This is a genomic window from Gordonia sp. 'Campus' (assembly GCF_022206305.1).
In the GTDB taxonomy this organism is placed as follows: Bacteria; Actinomycetota; Actinomycetes; order Mycobacteriales; family Mycobacteriaceae; genus Gordonia.
Genome location: NZ_JAKOIW010000020.1, coordinates 26915 through 50908 on the forward strand (window position 1 = coordinate 26915; position 23994 = coordinate 50908).

At 68.7% G+C, this 23994-nt stretch carries 23 protein-coding genes; 11 read left to right on the forward strand and 12 right to left on the reverse strand.

What is annotated here, in order from left to right:
- The first annotated feature begins 4 nt into the window (after positions 1–4).
- Positions 5–2566 carry a DNA polymerase III subunit gamma and tau gene (locus MAY35_RS18825; RefSeq protein ID WP_238422809.1) on the forward strand — a complete coding sequence of 854 codons (2562 nt, stop codon included), beginning with the start codon at positions 5–7 and terminating at the stop codon, positions 2564–2566.
- Between the two features lie 176 nt (positions 2567–2742).
- Here the strand turns inward: MAY35_RS18825 and MAY35_RS18830 are convergent, their stop codons facing one another.
- Together MAY35_RS18830 and MAY35_RS18835 are read right to left on the reverse strand one after the other, a co-directional pair.
- A complete protein-coding gene (locus MAY35_RS18830; RefSeq protein WP_238422810.1) occupies positions 2743–4065 on the reverse strand; it encodes a class I SAM-dependent methyltransferase in 1323 nt (440 codons plus the stop codon).
- Positions 4062–5444, reverse strand: a complete 1383-nt coding sequence (locus MAY35_RS18835; protein WP_238422872.1) for an FAD-binding oxidoreductase — start codon at positions 5442–5444, stop codon at positions 4062–4064. Before MAY35_RS18835 ends, MAY35_RS18830 begins: the two co-directional genes overlap by 4 nt.
- An 80-nt stretch (positions 5445–5524) precedes the next feature.
- On the opposite strand from MAY35_RS18835, the gene MAY35_RS18840 reads away from it, so the two are divergent.
- From MAY35_RS18840 to MAY35_RS18875, 8 genes are read left to right on the forward strand one after another with little or no spacing between them, the layout of a single operon-like run.
- Positions 5525–5962, forward strand: a complete 438-nt coding sequence (locus MAY35_RS18840) for an SRPBCC family protein (RefSeq protein ID WP_238422811.1) — start codon at positions 5525–5527, stop codon at positions 5960–5962.
- Positions 5963–5980: 18 nt separating this feature from the next.
- Positions 5981–6955 carry a pseudouridine synthase gene (locus tag MAY35_RS18845; RefSeq protein ID WP_238422812.1) on the forward strand — a complete coding sequence of 325 codons (975 nt, stop codon included), beginning with the start codon at positions 5981–5983 and terminating at the stop codon, positions 6953–6955.
- 24 nt (positions 6956–6979) lie between these two features.
- Positions 6980–7309, forward strand: a complete 330-nt coding sequence (locus MAY35_RS18850) for a hypothetical protein (RefSeq protein WP_238422813.1) — start codon at positions 6980–6982, stop codon at positions 7307–7309.
- Positions 7287–7703, forward strand: coding sequence for a YbaB/EbfC family nucleoid-associated protein (locus tag MAY35_RS18855; protein WP_238422814.1), 417 nt, complete (start codon positions 7287–7289; stop codon positions 7701–7703). Before MAY35_RS18850 ends, MAY35_RS18855 begins: the two co-directional genes overlap by 23 nt.
- A 51-nt stretch (positions 7704–7754) precedes the next feature.
- The gene (gene recR / locus MAY35_RS18860; protein WP_238422815.1) at positions 7755–8366 is read left to right on the forward strand and encodes a recombination mediator RecR; all 612 of its coding nucleotides are present in this window, start codon (positions 7755–7757) and stop codon (positions 8364–8366) included.
- A 46-nt stretch (positions 8367–8412) separates the two neighbouring features.
- A complete protein-coding gene (locus MAY35_RS18865; protein ID WP_238422816.1) occupies positions 8413–10044 on the forward strand; it encodes an alpha/beta fold hydrolase in 1632 nt (543 codons plus the stop codon).
- Between the two features lie 14 nt (positions 10045–10058).
- Complete coding sequence (locus MAY35_RS18870; protein WP_374237983.1) at positions 10059–10610, forward strand: uridine kinase; 552 nt, start codon at positions 10059–10061, stop codon at positions 10608–10610.
- Positions 10611–10660: 50 nt separating this feature from the next.
- Entirely contained in the window at positions 10661–11383 is a 723-nt protein-coding gene (locus tag MAY35_RS18875) for a uracil-DNA glycosylase (RefSeq protein ID WP_238422817.1), read from the forward strand.
- A 5-nt stretch (positions 11384–11388) separates the two neighbouring features.
- On the opposite strand, the gene MAY35_RS18880 is transcribed toward MAY35_RS18875, so the two are convergent.
- On the reverse strand, positions 11389–12111 hold the full coding sequence (locus MAY35_RS18880) for a type 1 glutamine amidotransferase (RefSeq protein ID WP_238422818.1): 723 nt from the start codon (positions 12109–12111) through the stop codon (positions 11389–11391).
- Positions 12108–13409: a MurT ligase domain-containing protein gene (locus tag MAY35_RS18885; RefSeq protein ID WP_238422819.1), complete on the reverse strand. Its 1302-nt coding sequence runs from the start codon at positions 13407–13409 to the stop codon at positions 12108–12110. Before MAY35_RS18885 ends, MAY35_RS18880 begins: the two co-directional genes overlap by 4 nt.
- Before the next feature lie 75 nt (positions 13410–13484).
- Between MAY35_RS18885 and MAY35_RS18890 the strand changes: the two genes are divergently transcribed.
- Positions 13485–14576 carry an alpha/beta hydrolase gene (locus tag MAY35_RS18890; protein ID WP_238422820.1) on the forward strand — a complete coding sequence of 364 codons (1092 nt, stop codon included), beginning with the start codon at positions 13485–13487 and terminating at the stop codon, positions 14574–14576.
- Here the strand turns inward: MAY35_RS18890 and MAY35_RS18895 are convergent.
- A complete protein-coding gene (locus tag MAY35_RS18895) occupies positions 14565–15557 on the reverse strand; it encodes an EamA family transporter (protein ID WP_238422821.1) in 993 nt (330 codons plus the stop codon). The genes MAY35_RS18890 and MAY35_RS18895 overlap by 12 nt on opposite strands.
- An 83-nt stretch (positions 15558–15640) precedes the next feature.
- Positions 15641–16003, reverse strand: coding sequence for a thioredoxin (gene trxA / locus MAY35_RS18900; RefSeq protein WP_238422822.1), 363 nt, complete (start codon positions 16001–16003; stop codon positions 15641–15643).
- 155 nt (positions 16004–16158) lie between these two features.
- On the opposite strand from trxA, the gene MAY35_RS18905 reads away from it, so the two are divergent.
- Entirely contained in the window at positions 16159–17040 is an 882-nt protein-coding gene (locus MAY35_RS18905; protein WP_238422823.1) for a LysR family transcriptional regulator, read from the forward strand.
- A 72-nt stretch (positions 17041–17112) separates the two neighbouring features.
- On the opposite strand, the gene MAY35_RS18910 is transcribed toward MAY35_RS18905, so the two are convergent.
- The 6 genes from MAY35_RS18910 to leuA all read right to left on the reverse strand — a co-directional run bounded on the left by MAY35_RS18910 (position 17113) and on the right by leuA (position 23789).
- Entirely contained in the window at positions 17113–18264 is a 1152-nt protein-coding gene (locus tag MAY35_RS18910; protein WP_238422824.1) for an acyl-CoA dehydrogenase family protein, read from the reverse strand.
- Between the two features lie 59 nt (positions 18265–18323).
- Positions 18324–18995: a TetR/AcrR family transcriptional regulator gene (locus MAY35_RS18915; protein ID WP_238422825.1), complete on the reverse strand. Its 672-nt coding sequence runs from the start codon at positions 18993–18995 to the stop codon at positions 18324–18326.
- The gene (locus tag MAY35_RS18920; RefSeq protein WP_238422826.1) at positions 18988–20181 is read right to left on the reverse strand and encodes a thiolase family protein; all 1194 of its coding nucleotides are present in this window, start codon (positions 20179–20181) and stop codon (positions 18988–18990) included. The genes MAY35_RS18915 and MAY35_RS18920 overlap by 8 nt, the downstream gene beginning before the upstream one ends.
- Before the next feature lie 179 nt (positions 20182–20360).
- The gene (locus MAY35_RS18925) at positions 20361–20681 is read right to left on the reverse strand and encodes a putative quinol monooxygenase (RefSeq protein WP_238422827.1); all 321 of its coding nucleotides are present in this window, start codon (positions 20679–20681) and stop codon (positions 20361–20363) included.
- Positions 20682–20806: 125 nt separating this feature from the next.
- On the reverse strand, positions 20807–21826 hold the full coding sequence (locus MAY35_RS18930) for an LLM class flavin-dependent oxidoreductase (protein ID WP_238422828.1): 1020 nt from the start codon (positions 21824–21826) through the stop codon (positions 20807–20809).
- Between the two features lie 112 nt (positions 21827–21938).
- Positions 21939–23789, reverse strand: a complete 1851-nt coding sequence (gene leuA, locus MAY35_RS18935) for a 2-isopropylmalate synthase (RefSeq protein WP_238422829.1) — start codon at positions 23787–23789, stop codon at positions 21939–21941.
- Between the last annotated feature and the right edge of the window lie 205 nt (positions 23790–23994).

Here is a 23994-nt window from a genome sequence, read left to right on the forward strand (position 1 = left end):
ACGCGTGGCTCTGTATCGCACCTATCGCCCGGCTACCTTCGCCGACGTCGTGGGTCAGGAGCACGTCACCGATCCGCTGAGCCGCGCGCTCGATTCCGGTCGCATCAATCACGCGTATCTGTTCTCGGGTCCGCGCGGATGTGGCAAGACGTCGTCGGCCCGAATCCTGGCCCGGTCGCTGAACTGTGTCGAGGGCCCGACGTCGCGTCCCTGCGGCAAGTGCGGATCCTGTGTGGCGCTCGCCCCGGGTGGTCCCGGCAACCTCGACGTGATCGAACTCGACGCCGCGAGTCACGGCGGCGTGGACGACACCCGCGAGCTGCGCGACCGGGCGTTCTACGCACCGGCCGAGTCGCGCTACCGCGTGTTCATCGTCGACGAGGCGCACATGGTGACCAACGCCGGCTTCAACGCGCTGCTCAAGATCGTGGAGGAGCCGCCCGAGCACCTCATCTTCGTCTTCGCGACCACCGAGCCAGAGAAGGTGCTGCCCACCATCCGGTCGCGCACCCACCACTACCCGTTCCGGCTCCTCGCGCCGCCGGTGATGCGCGGGCTGCTGGAGAAGATCTGCGAACGCGAGGGCGTCACGGTGGCGTCCGAGGTGTACCCGCTGGTGATCCGCGCGGGAGGCGGTTCGCCGCGCGATTCGCTGTCCATCCTCGACCAGCTGCTCGCCGGGGCCGACGACGACGGCGTCGCCTACGAGCGTGCCCTTGCGCTGCTCGGTGTCACCGACGTGGCGCTCATCGACACCGCCGTCGACGCCCTGGCCGATGCCGACGGGTCGGCCCTGTTCGGGACGGTCGAACGGGTCGTCGACGCCGGGCACGATCCCCGGCGGTTCGCCGTCGACCTCCTCGAACGGTTGCGCGATCTGATTCTGCTGCAAGCGGTTCCGGACGCCGCCGATCGCGGTCTGGTCGAGGCGCCGGGAGATCAGCTGGCGCGGATGCGTGCGCAGATCGAGACCCTCGGGCCGGCGTCGCTGACGCGTTTCGCCGAGATCGTGCACGACGCACTCGGCGAGATGCGCGGCACCACCTCACCCCGACTTCTACTCGAGGTCATGTGCGCGCGGATGCTGCTGCCCGCGGTCTCCGCCGACGACGCGGCGCTGCTGCAGCGGCTCGAGCGATTGGAGTCGGGCATCGGGACCACCTCGATCCCGGTTCCCGGGGCGCCGGCTGAGCCCGAACCCGAACCGAAGTTCGTCCGGCCCTCTCAGCGCAAGGCGATGGAAGAGGCCAAGGCGGCCGAGGAGGCCGAACGCGCCGCGGCGGAGGTCGCGGAGGCGGACGCCGCACCGGCATCTGCCGCGCAGCCGCAGTCGGTCGAGCAACCGGCGGCGGTGGCCGCGCCCGTGGTGGAGCAACCGTCGCGCGTCGAGGAGGTCGAGGCACCCGCGGTGGTGGAGACGCCGCCGGTAGTCGAGGCGCCCTCGGTCGTGGAGACGCCGCCGGTTGTCGAGACCCCGCCGGTCGTCGAACCCCAGGTGGTCGAACCCCAGGTGGTCGAGCCTGCTGTCGAGGTCGCGGACACCGCTGCGACACCCCACGTGGAGGCCGTCGTCGACGCAGGTGCTCCCGGTGTCGAGGACGCGGACACCGAGTCGATGTTCGACGAGTTGGTCGTCGAACAGGCTGCGGCAGGGCCTGAGGTCGAGGACGCGGCGGCGGTCGAGGACGCGGCGGTGGAGGAGGTAGCAGCCGAGCCGGTCGTCGAGGACACCGTCCGGAACGAGTCGTCGGCAGATCAGGCCCCGTCGCAGGCCGTGGCCGGTCCGGAACCGGTCACCGGTCCGCGCACGCCGACTGCACCCGAACCTCCCTCGCGCTCGCAGCCTGCGCAGGCGTCCGAACCGGGATCGTCGATGCCGTACGACGACATCCCACTACCTGACGAACCCGTCGACGAGTACGACGTGCCGCCGCCGGACGCGATGCCCGCACGGGTGCGCGCGCCCGAGCCGACGCCGGAGCCGGAGCCGGAACCCGAGGCGACCGGCGGCCTGGACGTCGACGCGGTCCGCAAGAGGTACCAAGACATCCGATCTGCGGTCCGCGAGCGGTCGAAGAGCATCGAGCCCATGTTGTCGGCCGCGGTCATCGCCGACGTCGACGGTTCGACGGTCGTGCTGTCGCACCCGGTGGAGGTACTCGTCAGCCGGTTGTCGGCGCCCCACGCGGTGACGATCATCCGCGAGGCCCTCACCGAGGTGTTCGGCACCGAGCTCGACGTCCGGACCGTCCACCAGGCGCCGGGTGCTCCCGCGCCGACCGGCGGCCCCACCGCCGCACCGGGCAAACAGCCGGGCAAGGCGCGCCAGTCGTACTCCCGACCGAGCCGCGCACGCGACCAGGGTGCGGCACCGGTCCCGGCGCCCGAACCGGTCGCGGAGCCGGAGGAGCCCGAACCGCCACGGGCCGACGAGGACATCCCCCACGACGAACGTGCGGAGATGGTCGCCGACGCGCGCACCGGAAGTCCCGAACAGCGACTCGACCCCGATCAGGTGGCGCTGGAGCTGCTGAAGTCCGAGCTCGGGGCCCGACCGCTGGAGTAGGGCGCGGCCGCGTCGGACGTACCGGTCGACCCCCTACGCCGAAAAGCGCCCCGGAAAACCGCCCTCCACAACAGGTTCGACGACGATATGTCGTCGGCTCTGTTCCGAAGGGCGGTTTTCAGGGGCAGATGCCGGGGGCTGATTTCAGGACCGGACGGTCCCGGGTCGGGCGCCCGTCAGGCGTCCCACCACGGGCGCAGCGGAACCTGGTGGCCGCCGTCCTCGTCGAGTTTGGTGGCGAGGACGTGGTGCAGCTGGATGATGTTGCGGTCGAAGCCGATTCGGCACCCGGCCATGTACAGGCCCCACAGGCGGGCGGTTCCCTCGCCGACTTCGGCGACAGCCTCGTCCCAGTGTTCGACGAGGTTGATGTTCCAGTCGCGCAGCGTCATCGCATAGTGCTCGCGGAAGTTCTCCTCGTGGACGACCTCCATGCCGCCGATGTCCTGCAGCTTGGAGATGATCTTGCCGGAGCCGGTGAGCTCGCCGTCGGGGAACACGTACCGGTCGATGAACGAGCCGGCCTTGGCGCGGCTGGCATTGTCGGGCCGGGTGATGCAGTGGTTGAGCAGCATGCCGCCCGGGCGGAGCTTGTCGCGCATGAACCCGAAGTAGGCGGGATAGTTGTGGACGCCGATGTGTTCGGTGAGGCCGATCGACGACACGGCGTCGAAACCGCTCTCGGGGACGTCGCGGTAATCGCTGTGGCGCACCTCGGCGAATTCGCCCAATCCCTCGTCGGCGATGGCCTTCTGAGCCCACTCGGCTTGCTCGGCGGAGAGTGTGGCGCCGATGGCGTGCACGCCGCGACGGGCGGCGTAACGGACCATTCCGCCCCAGCCGCAACCGATGTCGAGGAGCCGATCGCCGGGTTTCAGGCGCAGCTTCTCGAAGATCAGCCGGTACTTGTTCTCCTGCGCGGCCTCGAGCGAGGCATTCCGTTCGGGATAGACGGCGCACGTGTAGGTCATCGACGGCCCGAGGACCCACTCGTAGAACGTGTTCGACACGTCGTAGTGGTAGTGGATGACCTCGGCGTCGCGAGACTTGCTGTGCCGCAGTCCCTCGGCGAACCGGCGCCAGCGGGGGACGGCCTCCTGGGGCGGCGGCGCGATCGGCTTGAAGTGTTCGATGCCCAGTGACCGGGCGATCTGGGCGAGCGCCAGCGGGGACGGGCGGTGGAACTGCAGATTGCTCGCGAGCGCTTTGAGCGCCGGGTACGGATCGCCGGGGTGGGCGCCGATGAGTTCGAGGTCGCCGGCGATGTATGCCCGGGCCAGTCCGAGATCGCCGGGGGCGGTGACGAGGTAGGTCGTGCCGCGCGGGGTCTTGAGGTTGAGACCGTACTGGGCGTCGGCGGGCCCGGCGCTGCTGCCGTCGTAGGCCGAGATCCGGATCGACAGATTGCCGCCCAGAAGGGTTTCGAAGATCTCGGCGAGCGTCATCTTGCCGGGGTGGGAGTCCACACTCGACGGCGTGCTGTCCTTGAAGGTGGTCATTGGCGTTTCACCGCTTTCGCATAGAGGTCCAGCAGTCGGCCGCGGGGGTCGTACCGCTTCTTGAGGAGCCGATAACTCTCCCCGCCGTAGAGTTCGTCGAACTCGTCCGGCGAGTAGAAACTCTCCGAGTACAGCGACTTGTGGCCGTCGAGTTCGGCGACCTTGCGTTCGATGATCTTGTTGGTGTGGCCCGGATCGCCGGGGGTGACCGGTACCGCCGACCAGAAGCCCACGTTGACGTAGGTACGTTGCGGGGCAAGCGGATACAGCGGCCATGGGCGGATCGCATCGGCACCGGGAAGTGCGGGGTCGCGGAGTCGGAGCGGGCACAACCAGATCGGTTCGATGGGGATGTTCGCCAGGAACCACTCGACGTACTCGGTGGTCCGCTCGATCGGCACCTCGATGTCCTGCACGACGCGTTCCCCTGCGGGAAGACCCTTGCGCGCGTTGAGCCGGTCGCCGATGTCGAACCGCTGATCGAGACCGATCAACTTCCAGTAGAAGCTGCTGCGCAGTAGACGTTTGGGCCACCAGCGACGGATCTTCGGGTTCTGGGCGCCGAATGCGCGTGAGCACCAGAACCAGTCGGTGTCCCAGCGCCACAGGTAATCGTGGATGGTGAGCCGGTCGGTCTCGCGCTCCTGGATGGACCGGTAGAAGATGTCCATCCCGGTGTAATCGCTGACCGGGCCCGGTTCGTCGGTCTGGCGGCCCAGCGTCAGATAGGACTCGTCGGCGGAGAACACGACGCCGTCGAGGTAGTCGACCTGTTCGCCGTCATGGGTCCTCGTGGTCACGATCGCTTCCATCGTGGACTCGAGTTCGGCGACCGACGAGAAGCGGATGTGGCGCAGCGCCACGTAGGGCTGCACGGGTTCGAGCTCGATGCGCAGGCGGACCGAATAACCGAGCGTGCCATAGGAGTTCGGGAATCCGTAGAAGAGATCGGCGTGCTCGTTGGTCGGGGTGGCGGTGACGATCTCGCCGTCGCCGGTGAGGATGTCGATCTCGAGGACCGACTCATGCGGCAGGCCCGATCGGTACGAGGTGCTCTCGATGCCGAGACCGGTGACCGCACCGCCGAGCGTGATGGTCTTGAGCTGCGGGACCACAAGTGGCGCCAGTCCGTACGGCAGGGTCGCGGCGACCAGGTTCTCGTACGTGCACATTCCGGCGACATCGGCGGTGCGCGCGTCGGGATCCACCGAGATCACCCGATCGAGTCCGGAGACATCCAATCCCGGATGCGGATTGGCGGCGCGCTTGCGAAAGAGGTTGGAAGTCTTCTTCGCCAGGCGCACCGTCGCGTGCGGAGGAATGGCGCGGTAGCTGGCCAGAAGGGTTGACACCCCTCGGTCGAATGCCGCGGCCCCCATCTCCAAGCCGTTGCTCACCCGGTTAGCCTAGGACTCGATCAGTTCAGTCGCCAATCGTTTCGTCCCGAGGAGTGTCCATCGTGGGTCAGGTTTCCGCTTCGCAGTCGATCGACATCGCCGCCGCACCGGACGCCGTCGTCGGTGCCCTCTCCGACTACGAGACCACGCGGCCGGCGATCCTGCCCGAGCAGTACCGCGACTACAAGGTCATCAGCGGCGGCAAGGGCGACGGCACCGTCGTGCACTGGATTCTCCAGGCGACGTCGAAGCGCCAGCGCGATGTGCAGGCGACCGTCAGCGTCACCCCGGACACCGTGACCGAGCGTGACGCCAACTCCACGATGGTGACCACCTACAGCGTCTCCGCGGCGGGCAGCGGCTCGCGGGTCACGACCACCACCACCTGGAAGGGTGCCGGCGGCGTCGGCGGCTTCTTCGAGAAGACGTTCGCGCCGAAGGGCTTGCAGCGCATCCAGGCCGAGGTGCTCGGCAACCTGAAGAAGCGCATCGAGGGCTGACGCGTCCCGGCCGGACCCATGAGCGATGCGGGGCGTTCGGATCACGTCCGACGCCGCCGCGGCCGGGCCCGGCCCTCGCCGCTCCCGATCCGCGACGGGGTCGACGCGACGCGCGTGGTGTTGCGCTCCGGGCCCGAGCTCACGGTCGGCGACGCGCTGCTGGCGTCGTCGAGTCTGGCGGGTCTGTCACCGCATGACCTGGAGGTTCGCGCCGCTGTCGGTGACATCGTCGATGCCGACGGCCGTCCCGTCGATCTCGATGCTCCATCGCGGGTGAACGTCTCGTTGTACCTGTACCGGGACCTGCCCGACGAGGTGCCGATCCCGTTCGATCTCCCGGTGCTGTACCGCGACGAGAACATCGTCGTCGTCGACAAGCCGCACTTCCTCGCGACGATGCCGCGCGGTCGGCACGTCACCCAGACCGCGCTGGTGCGGCTGCGCCGTGAGCTGGGTTCCGACACCGTCTCGCCTGCGCACCGACTGGATCGGTTGACGGCAGGGGTGTTGCTGTTCACCCTGCGTCCCGAGGTGCGCGCGGCCTACCAGGACCTGTTCGCGGCTCGGATCGCCCGCAAGGAGTACCGCGCGCTCGCACCCGCCGACGAGGCCCTCGCCGATCCGGTCACCGTCCGCGACCGGATCGAGAAGACCGCGGGTGACCTGCGCGCCCGGGTGGTCGACGGACCGGTGAACGCCGTCAGCGAGATCACCCTCGTCGAGCAGACCGGGGGACAGGGCGTCTACCTACTGCGACCGCACACCGGCCGGACACATCAGTTGCGGCTGCACATGGCGTCGGTCGGCGTCCCCATCGTCGACGACCCGCTCTACCCCGACGTGCGGCCCGAACTCGCCGCACGTCCCGACCGGGGCGACTTCTCGGCTCCGCTGCGACTGATCGCACATGCCCTGGAGTTCGACGACCCGCTCACCGGCGAGGAACGCCGGTTCGAGAGCATGCGAACGGTCTTCGACCGGCACCCCGCCTGACCCGCGACGATCTACCCTGGCCGGATGACCATCCGAGCGTCGTATGAACGGCATACCGACCTGGGCTGTGAAGCCGTGGTCTTCATCGACGACGAGTCGCTGGCGTGCTTCCAGATCCAGCGCGACCTGACCGGTGGCCCGCGCGCCGACGAGTACTGCGTGACCACCGGCGCGAGCGCCCCCGTGTACGGCGGGATCACACAGTGGCGTCGAGTCGACGACCGATTCGAGTTCGCGCTGACCCCGCGGGCCGGCAGGTTGTTCGGCGACGAGGTGCTGTCGTTCGAGATCAGCCCGTCCGACGAGTCGACCGTCGACGACATCGCCGCGCATGTCGATCGGTTGCTGCGCTGACGCTGCGACTACCCTGGACCGGGTGACGCAACCATTCGATCCCAGCGCATTGTTCGGCGGCGGCCAGGGTGGGGAGAACCCCATGGCAGGCCTGCTGGCCCAGGCGCAGCAGATGCAGGAGAAGCTCCTGTCCGCGCAGAACGAGATCGCCGCGGCGGAGGTCGTCGGAACGGCGGGCAACGGCCTGGTCACCGTGACCGGCAACGGCACCGGCGAGGTGACCGCGGTGTCCATCGATCCCAAGGTCGTCGACCCCGAGGACGTCGAGACCCTGCAGGACCTGCTGCTGGGGGCGCTTGCGGACCTCTCGGAGAAGCGTGAGCAGCTCGCGAGCGAGAAGATGGGCCCGTTGGCCGGCGGTCTCGGCGGCGGCATCCCCGGGCTCGGCGGCTGACCGCGCTGCACGCGCCACGCCGTGAGCGACGAGTAGAGATCCAGGCACTCCATGTATGAAGGACCGATCCAGGACCTGATCGACGAGCTGGCCAAACAGCCCGGTCTCGGTCCCAAGGGTGCACAGCGGATCGCGTTCCACCTGCTCGCCGGGGAGAAGCCCGACATCGACCGGTTGATCGCGGCCCTCGGACGGGTGCGCGACGACGTGGTGTTCTGCGCCGAATGTGGCAACGTCTCGGCGAATCGGTTGTGCCGCATCTGCTCCGACTCGCGCCGGGACGCGACGAAGATCTGTGTCGTCGAAGAGCCCAAGGATGTCCACGCGATCGAACGGACCAAGGAGTTCACCGGTCGCTATCACGTGCTGGGTGGCGCGCTGGACCCGTTGTCGGGTATCGGCCCCGACCAGTTGCGGATACGAGAGTTGTTGCGACGCCTCGCAAATCAGGAGGACGGCGTGGACGTCTCCGAGGTGATCGTCGCGACCGACCCGAACACCGAGGGCGAGGCGACCGCGACGTATCTGCAACGGATGCTGAAGGACTTCCCCGGACTGTCGGTGACGCGTCTGGCGTCGGGGCTGCCGATGGGTGGCGACCTCGAGTTCGCCGACGAACTGACCCTCGGCCGAGCGCTGTCGGGGCGGCGCATCCTGGCCTGACGTCCGCGCCCGCCGTGAGCCCGGCAAACCGGACGGCTACTGTCAGGTGGTGATTTCGCTGAAGCGGGGGCGTCGTCGTATCCGGGGGTTGGCTGCAGGTCTGGCGGCGGTGACCGTCGCGGGCCTGGTGGGCACGGGGGCCGGCGCTCTCGCGCCGACCGCGGGTGCCGCACCGAGCGATCTGGAGTGGACCTCATGTCCGGCGGTGCACGGCGTGGCGCCCGAGGTGCGCTGCGCCACCGTCGAAGTCCCGCTCGACTACAGCAAGCCCGATGGCAAGACCATCGAGATCGGTGTCAGCCGCATGGCCGCCCGGGATCAATCCCGACGCCGCGGTGTGATCATGGGCAACCCCGGCGGTCCGGGTGGCGATGGCATCGCGATGTTCAGCCAGGTCCGTCCGCCCGCGGCGATGCTCGACGAATGGGACCTGGTCGCGGTGCAACCGCGCGGCCTCGTCTCGGGGACCGCACTGCGGTGCGACGCGATCACCGGCGACGAGCCGGAACTGATGACGGCGCTGGGGAAGGTCAACCGCGATCGGTGCGAGCGTCGGACTCCCGGACTGGGCGCGTCGCTGACCACCGAGAACACCGCCCGCGACATGGAGGTCGTCCGCCGGCTCCTCGGGGAGCAGAAGGTCAGCCTCTACGGCATCTCCTACGGCACGCTGCTGATGTCGACCTACGCGACGCTGTTCCCGCAGCGCGTCGACCGCATGGTCCTCGACTCCGGATTCGACCCGGGTCTGGTCTGGAACAGCCTGCTCGCAGCACAGACGCCGGGTTACAAGGCCCGGGTCCACGAGATGATGGCGTGGATCGCACGCCACGATTCCGTCTACCACCTGGGGAAGACGCCGCTGGCCGTCTACCGCAAGTGGAGCGACCGGGTGAGTGCAGAGGCCGGGGTTCCGCCGTCGCTGCTGGGACCCCCTGCGCAGGTCGGCGACGTCCCGCCCGGTCTGCGGGCGTTCGCCAGGCAGTACATCGCCGGCACCGACCTGACCGCGGATGCCCGCGCGCGATTCGAGAACTTCGTCGCCACGCTGCTCCGGCCCGGGTCGTTGCAGCTGACGTCGACGCTGCTGGCACTGACCCGGGCCTTCGCACCCGACCGTAATTCGTGGCCCACGGTCGCGTTGATGACAGCCGACCCCGGCCGCAAACTGCCGAAGCCGTCACCCGAGGTACTCGCGGCGGCCCAGGTGTCCCAGGACATGCAGGCCGCGGTCCTGTGCAACGAGAACAAGGTGCCGGCCCAGCCGGCGCTCGGCTTCGAGGCGTTCATCGCCAACTACGTCACGGGCGACCCGTTCGACGCACCGGGGCTGGCCTACCGGTCGGGTATCGCGTGCGCGGGCGCCCCGGCGCTCACCCGGCCCGTGGACATCCGTAACCGCGGACTCACGGTGCGTCCCCTGCAGATCCAGAGCCTCGGAGATCCGCAGACCCCGTATCGGGGATCGCTGGTGATGCGCAGGCAGATGAACAGTCACCTCATCACCGTCGGGGGCGGCGATCACGCCCAGCTCGGCCGGGCCAACGCGCCGCTCGAGGCGGCGATCGTCGAGTACCTGCGCACCGGACGCACCGGGGTCACCCGCGTCGAACAGGCCCCGATCACCGCGCCGCTCACCCGGATGCCGAGTATGAACGCGGGCGCGACCGCGTGGTGACCACGCCCGGTGTCGTGACGTCGGAGATCCGCACGCGGCTCACCGAGCTAGCGGATCGTCTCGACGCAGGCATCGTGGCCATCGACGGGCCGTCGGGTGCGGGGAAGTCGACGGTGGCCGATCTGCTCGTCGCCGAGCTGCGGGCCCGAGGCGTCGGCGTGACCCTCGTGCGCACAGACGATTTCGCGACGTGGGACGACCCCGTCGGGTGGTGGCCGGAACTCGAGTCGGACGTGTTGCATCCGTTCGGTCGACGACGCGACTATCGCTACCGGCCACGCGTCTGGCGCGACGGCACTCCCACGCCCGGTCCCCGCGTGTGGATCGAGTGGCAACCGCTGCTGATCATCGAGGGCGTGTCCTCGGCTCGGCGCAGGATCGCCGACCGCCTGGGACACGCACTCTGGCTCGACGGGGGAACCGCCGCCGACCGGCTGGCGCGGACCCTCGCCCGAGACGGTGAGGCCGAGCGGGAGCATCTCGAGGGATGGCAGGAGTTCGAGGCGGGGTGGTTCGCGGTCGACGGCACGCGGGAGCGCTGCGTCGTGCTCGACGAGCTGGCCTAGGATGCTCGGCCGTGAGCAGCGGTTGTCCGATCGGCGGTTAGTGTCGGGGGATGGCCACCCGACGACGCTTCCGTGATCTCGCGGAGCTCGATGCGCATCTGATCGACTGCCGCGCATGCCCACGGCTGGTCGCCTGGCGCGAGCTCGTCGCCGTGGAGAAGCGTCGCGCCTACGCCGACGAGGACTACTGGGGCCGGCCGGTGGCCGGTATCGGCCCGGCGGATGCGCGACTGCTCATCGTGGGTCTGGCGCCCGCGGCGCACGGCGGGAATCGCACCGGCCGGATGTTCACCGGAGACCGCAGCGGCGACGTGCTGTTCTCCGCGCTCCATCTGGCCGGTCTGGCGAATCAACCACATTCGGTCGCCATCGGCGACGGCCTGGAACTCTTCGACACCCGCATCACCGCGCCGGTCCACTGCGCGCCGCCGCAGAACAAGCCGACCGTCGAGGAACGGGACACATGCTCGTTCTGGCTGCATGCCGAACTCGAGCTGCTGGCGCCGACGGTTCGCTCGGTGGTCACCCTCGGTGGGTTCGGCTGGCAGTCGACGCTGCGGACGTTCGCGAAGCTGGGATGGACTGTGCCGAAACCGCTGCCGAAGTTCGGTCACGGGGTCTCGACGACACTCGTCCGCGACGGCACCGAGCTCGAGGTGTTCGGGTGCTATCACGTCAGTCAGCAGAACACCTTCACCGGGAGACTGACGGTTCCGATGGTCGTCGACGTCCTCACCGCCGCGGCGGCATCGGCGGGAATCGAGCGCGGGTGACGCCCCTACCGGCGCCGACCCACCGCGAGGCGCTCGCGGCGTAACCGGTCGACCTCGGGGAGGTCCAGCGGCGCAAGGGTTTCCACGCCCATGGCGGTGGCCAGCAGATGGTCGGCGAGTTCGGGGTTGCGGGCCAGCGCGGGACCGTGCATGTAGGTACCGAGTACGCTGCCCTGGACCACGCCCTCGGTGCCGTCGCCGACACCGTTGCCCACGCCGTGGCGAACCCGGCCCAACGGCGCGGCATCGGAGCCGAGAGTGGTTCCGCCGCGGTGGTTCTCGAAACCGGTGAGAGTCTGGGTCAAGCCGGGCAACGACGGCTCGACGAGCAGCTCGCCGATGCTGCGCCTGGGCTGCGGCGCCGTCGTGAGATCGAAGAGCGAGATCCCGTCGACGCGTTCGCCCGCGGACGTCTCGTACCAGTGACCGAGCACCTGGATGGCGGCGCAGATCGCCAGCACCGGGCGTCCGGCGGCGGCCGCCTTCTGCAGTCCGGGGTAGCGGGTGAGGTGGCGGGTGGCGAGTCGCTGGGCGTAATCCTCTGCGCCGCCGAGGGTGTAGACGTCGAGCGAGTCGGGGACCGGGTCGTCGAGCGTGATGTGGAGGACCTCGGCGTCGATGCCGCGCATCAGCGCCCGCCGTTTGAGGACGAGGGCGTTGCCGCCGTCACCGTAGGTGCCCATCACGTCGGGGAGGACGAGGCCGATGCGCAGGGTCGATTCGCTCACTGCTCCGCCTTTCGCGAACGTGCGGCGCGCTCCAGGGCGATACCGAGGTCACGGAACGCGGTGTAGTTGGCCAGTACCTCGACACGTCCGGGCGGACAGGAGGCGATGGCCGCCATGGGGTCGGGGATGGTGGTGTGTTCGGCACCCGCGTACAGCAGCCGGACCGAGAGATCGGCGGCCCGTTCGCCCGCGGCGACCACCTGCATGGTCTCGAAGGCCTCGAAGCGCACATCCCACAACCAGGACAGGTCCTCGCCGTCGGGGACCTGCCCGTTGACCGCGATGACCAGTCCGTCGGCGTCCTGATCGATCATCGACAGGGCCTCCTGCCAGCCGGCCGGATTTTTCGCGAGAAGTGTTCGGACCGAGTGATTTCCGACCTGGTGGACGCCGTACCGGCCGGCGACCTCGCCGACCGTCCCGACCGCGGCGACGGCGGCCGCGGGATCGGCGCCCATCGCGACGGCAGCGGCCACCGCCTGCGTTGCGTTGCCGCGGTTGGCCTTGCCGGGGACGGCGATTTCCAGCGGTGCGCTGAATCCGCCTGGGCCATAGATCTTCTCGTCGTCGAACCACCACTGCGGGTCGGGCCGCCGGAACTTCTCGTCGCCGGTGGACTGCCAGCCGGCCTCGGTGCGGATGATCGGCTCCCCGGTGCGGGGGCAGCTGACGGAGTCGCCGACCCATCCGGCGCCCGCGGCGACCCAGACGACGTCCGGGGCGTCGAAGGCGGCGGAGGTGACGAGGACGTCGTCGCAGTTCGCGACGACGGTCGTCTCGGGGTGCCGTGCGATGCCCTCGCGGAGGCGGCGCTCGATCATGTTGATCTCGCCGACACGGTCGAGCTGGTCGCGAGACAGGTTCAGCAGGATCAGGACCTCGGGGTCGACGGCGTCACTGACGTGGGGGACATGGAGTTCGTCGACCTCCAGTGCGCAGAACGGGGCGTCACGGTTGAGTGTGAGCGTCGCGATGATGCCGGCGTCCATGTTGGCGCCGTCGGCCTGGGTGGCGACATCGCCCAACTCGGCCATCGCGGCCGCGGTCATCCGCGTGGTCGTCGACTTCCCGTTGGTTCCGGTGACGATCGCGGTCCGCTTGCCCGCGGCGAGTCGCCGCATGATCTGCGGGTCGATCTTGGCGGCGACGAGTCCGCCGATCATCGACCCCTTGCCCCGCCCCGCGGTCCGGGACGCCCATCGGGCCGCGGCCGCAGCCCCCAGCGCCACGGACGTCCGGGCGGGAACTCGTGCGTTGCTGCGGGGTGCGGAACCGGTGGAAGAGACTCGGTCGGGCATGCGCACGAGTGTGTCACAGGCTGTTCCGGCGAGGATGGTCGTGCCGCTCGTCGACGACGCGTAGGCTCTGCGGCTGTGAGCCGCGACACCTACATGCGCCTGTCCCTGCCCGCCCGAATCCAGCGCGGGGTGCTGCTCGCCACGGCGAGGATTCCCGAAGGAGCCCTGGCCTTCCTGGGCCGTCGCGCGCCGGTCAACTCCGACGGCGAGCGGGTGGCACCCGAACTCGCGGCGATCGGCTGGGCCAACGACAACGTGCCCGGGCTCAATCCGTTCCAGGGTGAGGTGGCGCAGTCGCGGTTGCAGACCGACGAGAGCGGCGTCTCCATGGCCGAGGTGCTGCCGCCGCTGGCTGTCGAGGAGGATCTCGTCCTCGACGGACCGGCCGGACCGATCCCGGCGACGCGCTATCGCTCGTCGACCGAGTCGGCGGGGCTGCTCCTCTACTTCCACGGCGGTGGCTTCGTCACCGGCAGCCGCATCAGCCACGACGCCTTCGTCCGCAGACTCGCCCACGGCACCGGGCTCGACGTCCTCTCCGTCGACTACCGGTTGGCGCCGGATGATCCGTTCCCGGCCGCCGTCGACGACGCCGTCGCGGCATGGCGCTTCGCCGTCGACGTCGCGCCGCGATGGGGACTCGACCCGGCGCGGATCGTCGTCGCGGGTGACAGTGCCGGCGGCAACCTCGCGACCGTCGTCGCCCTCCAGGTTCGCGGCGAGGCGGTGACCCCGGCGTTCCAGCTCCTCATCTACCCGGTGACCGACCAGGCGGCCGACACCCCGTCGCGCCGCGAGTTCGCCTCCGGCTTCTTCCTGACCGCGGACGGTATCGACTGGTTCACCGACCGCTACCTGCCCGACGTCGACCAGCGAACGGACCCGAGGTGCTCGCCGCTACGGGCCGAGGATCTGAGCGGGCTGCCGCCCGCGCACGTCATCGTCGCGGGGTTCGACCCGTTGCGCGACGAAGGGCTCGCGTACGCGCAGCGGCTCGAGGAGGCCGGGGTCCCGGTCACCCTTCGACGCGAGGGGTCGATGATCCACGGTTTCGTGAACATGACCCTCATCAGCCCGGGTGCTCGTGCGGCCGTCGACCGCATGTGCGCGCGGGTCCGTGAGGCAATGGCGGCGGTCGCGCAGGGCGGGCCGGCCTCAGGCGCCTGAGCGCACCCCGTTCGCGGCGCAGACCGGTTCGGGGTTGGCGTCTGTTGTCGAGACGCCCGCCGCCTGCGGAGAGACGGGTTCTCGACGCCGCGCGGACGACCGCGGCCGGGCCATCACCCCGGCAGCGCACCCGGCGACCACGATGACGGCGCCGACGATCTCACCGACGGTGGGGACCTCGCCGAGGAACACGAACGCCGCCGAGATGCCGACCACCGGCACGAGCAGGGACATCGGCGACACCCGGCTCGCGTCGTTGCGCCCGAGGAGCGTCGTCCAGAGGCCGGCCCCGATCACGGTGCCGAAGATCGCGAGGTAGGCGAGCCCGCCCAGCGCGAGCCACCCGGTCTCGGTGTTCAGGGTCTTCAGGGACTCGATCCCGGCGGCGGGTCCCTCGATGACGAGGCTGGCGAGATAGAGCGGGGGAGTGGCCACGACGGCCATCCAGAGCGTCATCCGCAAGGAGTCGTCCGGTCGTGCGAGGCGTCCGCCGATGTTGCCGGCAGCCCAGCTGAGTCCGCCGAGCACGGTGAGTCCGATCGGGAGCAGGGCGGCGACGCCGAGGTCGGTGCCGTGCACCCGATCGACCGCGATGAGCGCCATTCCTCCGACGGCGATGAGCAACCCGATGACCTGGGCGGCGGTCATCCGCTCGCGCAGGAACAGGACACCCAGCACCACGGTGAACGGGGCCGAGGTCTGCAGCACGAGTGACGCGAGCCCGGTGGGCATGCCCAGTTCCATCGCGAGAAACAGCATCATGAACTGCACGGTCCCGAATCCGGTGGCGTACAGCAGGAACCACTTCACGCGGACCTTCGGGAACCGCACGAAGACCATCACGGGGATCGCCATGACGGCGAACCGCAGGGCGGCGAGGAAGAACGGCGGAAAGTGATCCAACCCCAGTCGGATCGCGATGAAGTTCAGTCCCCAGAGGAAGACGACGAACAGCGCGAGTAACCGATCACGTGTGGACATGGTCCCATCGTCAGCGCGTAGGAAGTGAAGAACAATCGAATTTAGACGGATGGACTATTCAGTTTCGGTGAATGTTGCCGCGGTCACTCCTGCGCGGCGGCGACCTTCGCGCGGACGTCCTCCATGTCAAGGCCCTCGACCGCTCCGATGAGCTCCTCGAGCTGGGCGGCGGGAAGCGCGCCGGGCTGATTGAAGACCAGGATGCCGTCGCGGAACGCCATCAGCGTGGGGATGGATCGGATGCCGAGGCTGCCGGCGAGCTGCTGCTCGGCCTCGGTGTCGATCTTGCCGAAGGTGATGTCCGAATGGGCTTCGGAGGCCTTCTCGAAAACCGGCGCGAACTGGCGGCAGGGACCGCACCAGCCGGCCCAGAAGTCGAGCAGGACGATGCCGTCCGAGGCGATGGTGTCCTCGAAGGTTTCCAGGGTGATGTCTTGTGATGCCATGCCTCGCACAACGGTGCAGGGTGTCCAGACATTCCGGGCAGCCGATATTCCGGGCATGGCGGATGTTCCGGGTATGGCGGACCGGGACGGATGCCGAGCCGCGTGGGGGTGACGGACCGGCGCGACGTGCCGACCTCGGTGAGTACCGTTGCCGCATGGAGGTCCGTCGCCTGAGATTGCTGCGCGAGTTCGCCGATCGCGAGTCCATCGGGGCGGTCGCCGACGCGATGCACATGACCCCGTCGGCGGTGTCCCAGCAGCTGAAGGTGCTTGCCGACGAGGCGGGCGTCGCGTTGTTCGAGCCGGACGGGCGTCGAATCCGGTTGACCGAGGCCGGACGCGCCCTGGTGCTGCGGGCCGACGACGTCATCGCGGCGGTGGACCGCGCGCACGAGGAGATGTCGTCGTATCGGTCCGGCAAGGCACGGGTGCGGCTGGCGATGTTCCCGTCGGGGTCCACGCTGCTGCTGCCGTCGGTCCTCGACATGGCGACCGAGTCGGGCATCGACGTGCATGCGGTGCATCTGGATGTCGGATACCACGACGCCGCACCGGCTCTCGCCGATTTCGATGTCGTCGTCACGCACCGGGACGAGCGCACCCCGGCGGTCAATGTGCCACGCGTGCGGGTGACCGAGCTGATGCGTGAACCCGTCGACGTCATCGTCGCCGGCGACAACGAGCTGGCCGGCCGGGACGAGGTCGCGGTGACCGAACTGGCCGAACACGACTGGATCAGTGTGGAGGGTGGATTTCCGGTCGACGATGTGTTGCAGTCGATCTCGGCGGTGACGGGCGTCGCGCCCCGGGTCACCCAGCGGATGTTGGACTTCACCACCATCGAAGCGCTCGTGGCCGGTGGTCACGGCATCGCGCTGATGCCCAGGTTCGCGGTGCGCCATCCCGGGGTGAAACGGTTGGTGATCAAGGGGGTTCGCGCCGCCCGCGTCTACGAGGCGCTGTCCCGGCCACGATCCCGCTCGGCGGTGCAGCGGGTCGTCGAGCATCTCCAGACCGCGAGCGACGGCCGGGGCTGAGGCCGCAGACGCGGACAACCCGGGGCGAGATGCTCGCCCCGGGCTGTCTCCGGTTGTCTCAGGCGCGGGTGGTCAGACGCCGAGGCTCTTGCCGACGATGTCCTTCATGATCTCGGTGGTGCCACCGAAGATCGTCTGGATGCGCGCGTCGGTGTAGGCGCGGGCGACGCGGTACTCGTTCATGTAGCCGTAGCCGCCGTGCAGCTGCAGGCAGCTGTCGATGACACGCTTGGCCAGTTCGGTGCACCACCACTTGTTCTTCGAGGCGTCCACGGCATTCAGCTCGCCGTCGAGGACGCCCTGCAGGCAGCGGTCGATGTAGACCTCGGCGATGTCGAGCTCGGTGGCCATCTCGGCGAGGGTGAAGCGGTTGGCCTGGAAGGTGCCGATCGGACGACCGAAGGCCTTGCGGTCCTTGGTGTATTGCAGCGTCTCGTCGAAGATGGCGCGGGCGCCGGCGATGGCGCCGATGCCGATCGACAGGCGCTCCGACGGCAGGTTCTGCATGAGGTGGTAGAAGCCCATGCCCTCCTGGCCCAGCAGATTCTCGACCGGCACCCGCACGTCGTTGAAGTGCAGCTCGGCGGTGTCCTGTGCCTTGAGGCCCATCTTGTCGAGCTTGCGTCCGCGCTCGAAGCCCTCCATGCCGCGCTCGACGACGAGGAGTGAGAACGCCTTGTGGCCGGCCTCGGGATCCTGGTTGGTGCGGCAGACCACGACCACCAGGTCGGAGTTGATGCCCGACGAGATGAAGGTCTTGTTGCCGTTGAGGACGTAGTGGTCGCCCTCGAGCTTGGCCGACGTCTTGATGCCCGCGAGATCGGAGCCGGCACCCGGCTCGGTCATGGCGACGGCGAGGATGGTCTCACCGGTCGCGATGCCCGGCATCCAGCGCTTCTTCTGCTCGTCATTGGCCAGGTGCACGAAATACGGTGCGACGACGTCGTTCTGGAGGCTCAGACCGGGAGCGGCGCCGTCGAACTTGGCGAACTCCTCGACGACGACGGCGTTGAACCGGAAGTCGTCCATCGCGCCGCCGCCGCCGTACTCCTCGGGGATGTTGAAGCCGAGGAGGCCGGCCTCGCCCGCCTTCTTGAACGCATCGCGGTCGACCTGGCCGGCGCGCGTCCACTCCTCGGTGTACGGGGCGCATTCACGCTGCAGGAACTGACGCGCGGTGTCGCGCAGGGCTTCGTGCTCGGCTTCGAAGATGGTGCGTTTCATGGGCTTTGCCTTTCGTGTCTGTCCCGGTGGTGCAGAGAGTCGATGGTGTTGCGGGTCGGTCAGTTGTCGTTCTCGGTGGTGTCCCGCGCGCCGACGACGCGTAGTGAGATCAACGCGTACGACGCGGCGACCTCGGCGGGTGTGCGAGCACCCGACGGCCGATACCAGGTGGTGACCGCCTGGCACGCGCCGAAGAGATAGCGGAGGACGTCCTTGACGTCCTCGTCGAAGTGGAACTCGCCCGCCTCGACGCCGCGCGCGATGACGTCGGCGAGCAGGTTCTCGGTCTCGGTCCGCATCGCGACATAGGGTTCGCGGCGCGGGTCCTCGACGTCGAGGTGGCGGAATTCGCTTGCCACGCTCGCGAGTTCGAGATCGCTGGTCATGTGCAGGACGATCGATTCGATGGCATTGGACAACTGCTCGCTCGGTGTCCGGCCCGATTCGATCGCGGCACCCACCCACGCCAGAACCGAGGTCATGGCCGCCTCGAGCAGTTCGACGAGGATGCCGAGCTTGTTGTCGTGGTGGTAGTAGAGCGTCGGCAGCGACACCCCGGCGCGCGAGGCGATGTCGCGGATCGAGGTGCCGTGGTAACCGCGTTCGTAGAAGGCGTGTTTGGCCGCGACGAGGGTGGCCGGCAGCGGCACGGGCTCGCGCCGCCGCCAGTCCAGGCCCTCGGTTTCGATCGTCAGCTTCCGTGCGGGAGCCGTCTTGGCGGCGTCAGACACGTTCGATGATGGTGGCGTTCGCCATGCCCGCGCCCTCGCACATGGTCTGCAGGCCGTAGCGCCCGCCGGTGGCCTCGAGATGGTTGACGAGCGTTCCGAGCAGGCGCGTGCCCGACGATCCGAGCGCGTGGCCCAGCGCGATGGCGCCACCGCGCGGGTTCAGCTTGGCGGGGTCGGCACCGAACTCGTGTGCCCAGGCCATCGGCACCGAGGCGAAGGCCTCGTTGACCTCGTAGGCGTCGAGATCGTCGATGGACAGACCCGAACGCTCGAGGATCTTGTGCGTGGCCGGGATCGGTGCGGTCAGCATGAAGATCGGGTCGTCGCCAGCCACGGAGAACGAGTGGAACCGGGCCCGGGGCGTGAGGCCGAGCTTCGAGGCCATCGTGTCGCTCATGATGAGGGCGCCCGATGCCCCGTCGGTGAGCGGGGAGGAGTTGCCCGGCGTGATGTGCCAGTTGATCTCCGGGAAGCGCTGCGCGAAGTCCTCGCTGTAGAACGACGGCTTGAGGCCCGACAGGCCTTCGGGCGTGGTGGACGCACGCACGGTCTCGTCGGTCGAGTGGGTGAAGGTCTTGCCGTCGGCGTCGGCGACCTCGATGGGCAGGATCTCCCGATCGAAGAAGCCCTCGGCGGCCGCCGCTGCGGCCCGCTGGTGGGACTGCGCCGCGAACGCGTCGAGCGCCTCGCGGTCGAACTTCCACTTGGCCGCGACCAGTTCCGCCGAGATGCCCTGTCCGACGAGGCCGTCGGGGTATCGGGCGGCGATGCTCGGTCCGTACGGGCTGCGGCCGGCGGTGGTGAACCCCATGGGAACGCGGCTCATCGACTCGACCCCGGCGGCGATCACCACGTCGTAGGCGCCGGCGATGATGCCCTGCGCGGCGAAGTGGGCGGCCTGCTGGCTCGAACCGCACTGGCGGTCGACGGTCGTCGCGGGTACCGACTCCGGGAAACCGGCCGACAGCAGCGCTGTACGCGAGATGTTGAGTGCTTGTTCGCCGGCCTGCCCGACGCAGCCGCCGATGACGTCGTCGACGATCGCCGGATCGATGTCGTTGCGCTCGATCAGGGACCGCAGCACCTGGGCCAGCAGCTCGACGGGCTTGGTCTCCGACAGCGCGCCGCCGGGCTTGCCCTTTCCGGAGGCGAGGCGGACGACGTCGACGATGACGGCTTCGGGCATGAGGGTTCCTCTCGGGCGTGGCGTACGTCGGATCGACGCGCGGCATGGCGCGCATCACTTTATCTAACGATCGTTATACCGGTGTAGCATGCTCGCGTGCGAGGAATCAACCAGGTGGAGAGAATTCGGGCACGCCGACATCCCCGCCCGGATGGTCCGGGCGGGGATGTGGACGTGTCTCAGATGGCGCCCTTGTCGGCGTCGCCGGCGGGGACCGGGGTGAAGGTCTTCACGTCGAGGGGTCCGGCCAGCAGGCCGCCGATGGCCTTGCCGAGTTCGGTCAGGGCCGGGGCGCCGCCGTGGGTGGCCAGAGCCTCCATCGACTCCCAACGCTCGATCATCACGAGGTCGGTCGAGTCGCCGGTGGCCTCGTTCAACGCGTACTTGACGCAACCCGGCTCGGCATGGACCTGGGGGATCGCGGCGAGAACCGCATCCCGGACTGCCTGCTCCTCACCGGGTTTCGGGGAGATGGTGGCGACGACGATCACTTCGGACATGCGGCTTGCTCCGTTCGCGGGGTCGAGAGTGGGGATCTGGAGATGATGCCGGCCGACGACACCGGACACCCCGGTGACGTTAGATCAGCCGGTCCTCTCGATGTGGCGATTTCGTGCGCGCGCCGTCACCGCCAGCCGAGCGCAGGTGCCACGTGGGTGAGGATCGACTCGAGAACGTGGGCGTTGTAGTCGACGCCGAGCTGGTTGGGCACGGTGAGCAGCAGGGTGTCGGCGGCGGCGATCGCCTCGTCCTCGCGGAGCTGCTCGATCAGCTTGTCCGGCTCGTCGGCATAGCTCCGCCCGAACCGGGCGACGCTGTTGTCGATGACACCGACCTGGTCGGACTCGGACCCGCCGCGCCCGAAGTAGGCGCGGTCGCGGTCGTCGACGATCGCGAAGATGCTGCGACTCACGGACACTCGTGGCTCACGCGGATGTCCTGCGTCGGCCCATGCCTTGCGGAACCGCTGGATCTGCTCGGCCTGCAACTGGTGGAAGGGCACCCCGGTGTCCTCGGTCAGCAGCGTCGAACTCATGAGGTTCATGCCCTGTTGCGCCGTCCATTCCGCGGTCGCACGCGTACCGGCACCCCACCAGATCCGGTCGCGGAGACCGGGTGACTGGGGCTCGATGGGCAGCAGGCCCGGGGGATTGGGGAACATCGGGCGGGGGTTGGGTGTCGCGAAGCCGCCGCCCTCGATGACCCGCAGGAACACCTCGGTGTGCTGACGCGCCATGTCGGCGTCGGTCGAGCCCTCCGGCGGGACGTATCCGAAGTACTTGTAACCGTCGATGACCTGCTCGGGCGATCCCCGGCTGATGCCGAGCTGGAGCCTGCCCTCGGCGATCAGGTCGGCGGACCCCGCATCCTCGGCCATGTACAGCGGGTTCTCGTAGCGCATGTCGATGACGCCGGTACCGATCTCGATACGACTCGTCTTCGCGCCGATCGCAGCCAACAGCGGGAACGGCGAGGCGAGCTGGCGCGCGAAGTGGTGCACCCGGAAGTAGGCGCCGTCGGCACCGAGCTCCTCGGCCGCGACCGCCAGGTCGATCGACTGCAGCAAGGTGTCCGCGCCGGTGCGGACCGCAGAACCGTGGGCGTCGGACCAGTGCCCGAACGACAGGAAACCGATGTTCTTCATGATCGGTAAATGATACTCCGGTCCGTTTTGTTCCGCGGTGCCGTTATGTCCCGCTGATCAGATCGGGAATCTGGTCAGCGGGACGGAACAGCTCAGCGGGAGTGCGGGGAGCTCACGGCGCCCAGGTGCCGGGTGCCGCTTCTTCTTCGGCGGGGGCGGTCGAGGTGACGCGGTAGGCGCGGTTCACCGCCGACACCACGGCACGCAGGCTCGCGGTCGTGATCGACGACGCGACACCGACGCCCCACACGGTTTCGCCGTTGACCTCGGTCTCCACATACGCAGCGGCACTGGCGTCGCCGCCCGCGGTGAGTGCGTGCTCGCTGTAGTCGAGCACCCGGACCTCGTAACCCACGCTCCCCAGCGCGTCGACGAACGCCGCGAGCGGGCCGTTGCCCGATCCGGCGATCTCGCGCTCGTTGCCCTCGACCTTCACGACCGCGGTGATGTGGTCGTCCCCGCCGTCGACCTCGGCCGCGTCGACCTTCTGACGGATGCGCTCCAGCGGCCAGACCGGGTGAAGGTAGTTCTCCGCGAAGACATCCCACATCTCCTTGGGATTGACCTCGCCGCCCTCGCCGTCGGTGATCTTCTGGATCTCACGGCTGAACTCGATCTGCAGGCGTCGCGGCAGGTTCATGCCGTGGTCGGCCTTCATGATGTAGGCGACGCCGCCCTTGCCGGACTGGCTGTTCACGCGGATGACGGCCTCGTAGTTGCGACCGACGTCCTTGGGGTCGATCGGCAGATACGGGACAGCCCACAGCAGGTCGTCGACGTCGGTGTCGGAGCTGTCCGCGTCGACCTTCATCTGGTCGAGACCCTTGTTGATGGCGTCCTGGTGGCTGCCCGAGAAGGCGGTGTAGACCAGATCGCCGCCATAGGGGTGACGCTCCGGCACGTTGAGCTGGTTGCAGTACTCGACCGTGCGCCGGATCTCGTCGATGTCGGAGAAGCTGATCTGCGGGTCGACGCCGCGGCTGAACATGTTCATGCCCAGGGTCACCAGGCAGACGTTGCCGGTGCGCTCGCCGTTGCCGAACAGGCATCCCTCGATGCGGTCGGCGCCCGCCTGGTAGCCGAGTTCGGCTGCGGCGACGGCGGTTCCGCGGTCGTTGTGCGGGTGCAGGCTCAGGATGACCGAGTCACGACGAGCCAGGTTGCGGTGCATCCACTCGATCGAGTCGGCGTAGACGTTGGGCGTGGCCATCTCGACGGTCGCCGGCAGGTTGAGGATCATCGGCCGCTCCGGGGTGGGGTCGATGATCTCGGTGACCGCGTCGCACACCTCCTTGGCGAAACTCAGCTCGGTGCCCGTGTAGGACTCCGGCGAGTACTCGTATCGCCAATTGGTGTCGGGGTAGTTCTGCTGGACTTCGAGCACCTTGTGCGCGGCATCGGTCGCGATCTTGGTGATGGCGGCCTTGTCGGCGCGGAAGACCACCCGGCGCTGGAGCACCGAGGTGGAGTTGTAGAAGTGCACGATGACGTTCGACGCGCCGCGGCATGCATCGAAGGTGCGCTCGATCAGCTCGTCCCGGCACTGGGTCAGGACCTGGATCGTGACGTCGTCGGGGATGGCCCCGTCTTCGATGATCTCGCGGACGAAGTCGTAGTCGGTCTGGCTGGCCGACGGGAATCCGACCTCGATCTCCTTGTAGCCCATCCGGACCAGGAGATCGAACATGCGTCGCTTACGCGCAGGGCTCATCGGGTCGATCAGGGCCTGGTTGCCGTCGCGGAGGTCGACCGCACACCACATCGGTGCCTTGGTGATGACCTTGTCGGGCCAGGTGCGGTCGGGAACCGAGATGGTCTCGACCTCGTCGGCGAACTGGCGATATCGGTGGACGGGCATCGCCGAACTGCGTTGCGGATTCCATGCGGGCTGTCCGGTGGGAATCGGGCCGGCCGGCTCGACGATTCGGCTAGCGCCGGAGGTGAAGGTGTCTGCTGGTGCCATCGGTGGTCATTCTCCGTGTCTGGAAGGAAAGTGACCGGCGCGTGATTGGGCCCCGCGACGGAGGGCCGGTCGGTTCAGACCCCGCCGCGGCAACCGAGGAGGAGTGCGCGCTGCATGCGCTTGACTGTACTCCCCGGTGCCGGGGTGACCAAAGCTGCAGGTCGACGGCAGATTCCCACCCCCCTCTTCGGGGGGTGCCACGAAC

Coding starts and splice junctions, on each gene's coding strand:
- MAY35_RS18855 (WP_238422814.1), top strand. CDS start 7,287: ATGTCGATCGGTTGCTGCGCTGACGCTGCGACTACCCTGGACCGGGTG.
- MAY35_RS18905 (WP_238422823.1), top strand. CDS start 16,159: ATGGAGGTCCGTCGCCTGAGATTGCTGCGCGAGTTCGCCGATCGCGAG.
- MAY35_RS18845 (WP_238422812.1), top strand. CDS start 5,981: ATGAGCGATGCGGGGCGTTCGGATCACGTCCGACGCCGCCGCGGCCGG.
- MAY35_RS18850 (WP_238422813.1), top strand. CDS start 6,980: ATGACCATCCGAGCGTCGTATGAACGGCATACCGACCTGGGCTGTGAA.
- MAY35_RS18925 (WP_238422827.1), bottom strand. CDS start 20,681: ATGTCCGAAGTGATCGTCGTCGCCACCATCTCCCCGAAACCCGGTGAG.
- MAY35_RS18830 (WP_238422810.1), bottom strand. CDS start 4,065: ATGACCACCTTCAAGGACAGCACGCCGTCGAGTGTGGACTCCCACCCC.
- MAY35_RS18910 (WP_238422824.1), bottom strand. CDS start 18,264: ATGAAACGCACCATCTTCGAAGCCGAGCACGAAGCCCTGCGCGACACC.
- recR (WP_238422815.1), top strand. CDS start 7,755: ATGTATGAAGGACCGATCCAGGACCTGATCGACGAGCTGGCCAAACAG.
- MAY35_RS18885 (WP_238422819.1), bottom strand. CDS start 13,409: ATGCCCGACCGAGTCTCTTCCACCGGTTCCGCACCCCGCAGCAACGCA.
- MAY35_RS18835 (WP_238422872.1), bottom strand. CDS start 5,444: ATGGGGGCCGCGGCATTCGACCGAGGGGTGTCAACCCTTCTGGCCAGC.
- MAY35_RS18875 (WP_238422817.1), top strand. CDS start 10,661: ATGGCCACCCGACGACGCTTCCGTGATCTCGCGGAGCTCGATGCGCAT.
- MAY35_RS18895 (WP_238422821.1), bottom strand. CDS start 15,557: ATGTCCACACGTGATCGGTTACTCGCGCTGTTCGTCGTCTTCCTCTGG.
- trxA (WP_238422822.1), bottom strand. CDS start 16,003: ATGGCATCACAAGACATCACCCTGGAAACCTTCGAGGACACCATCGCC.
- MAY35_RS18920 (WP_238422826.1), bottom strand. CDS start 20,181: ATGCCCGAAGCCGTCATCGTCGACGTCGTCCGCCTCGCCTCCGGAAAG.
- leuA (WP_238422829.1), bottom strand. CDS start 23,789: ATGGCACCAGCAGACACCTTCACCTCCGGCGCTAGCCGAATCGTCGAG.
- MAY35_RS18930 (WP_238422828.1), bottom strand. CDS start 21,826: ATGAAGAACATCGGTTTCCTGTCGTTCGGGCACTGGTCCGACGCCCAC.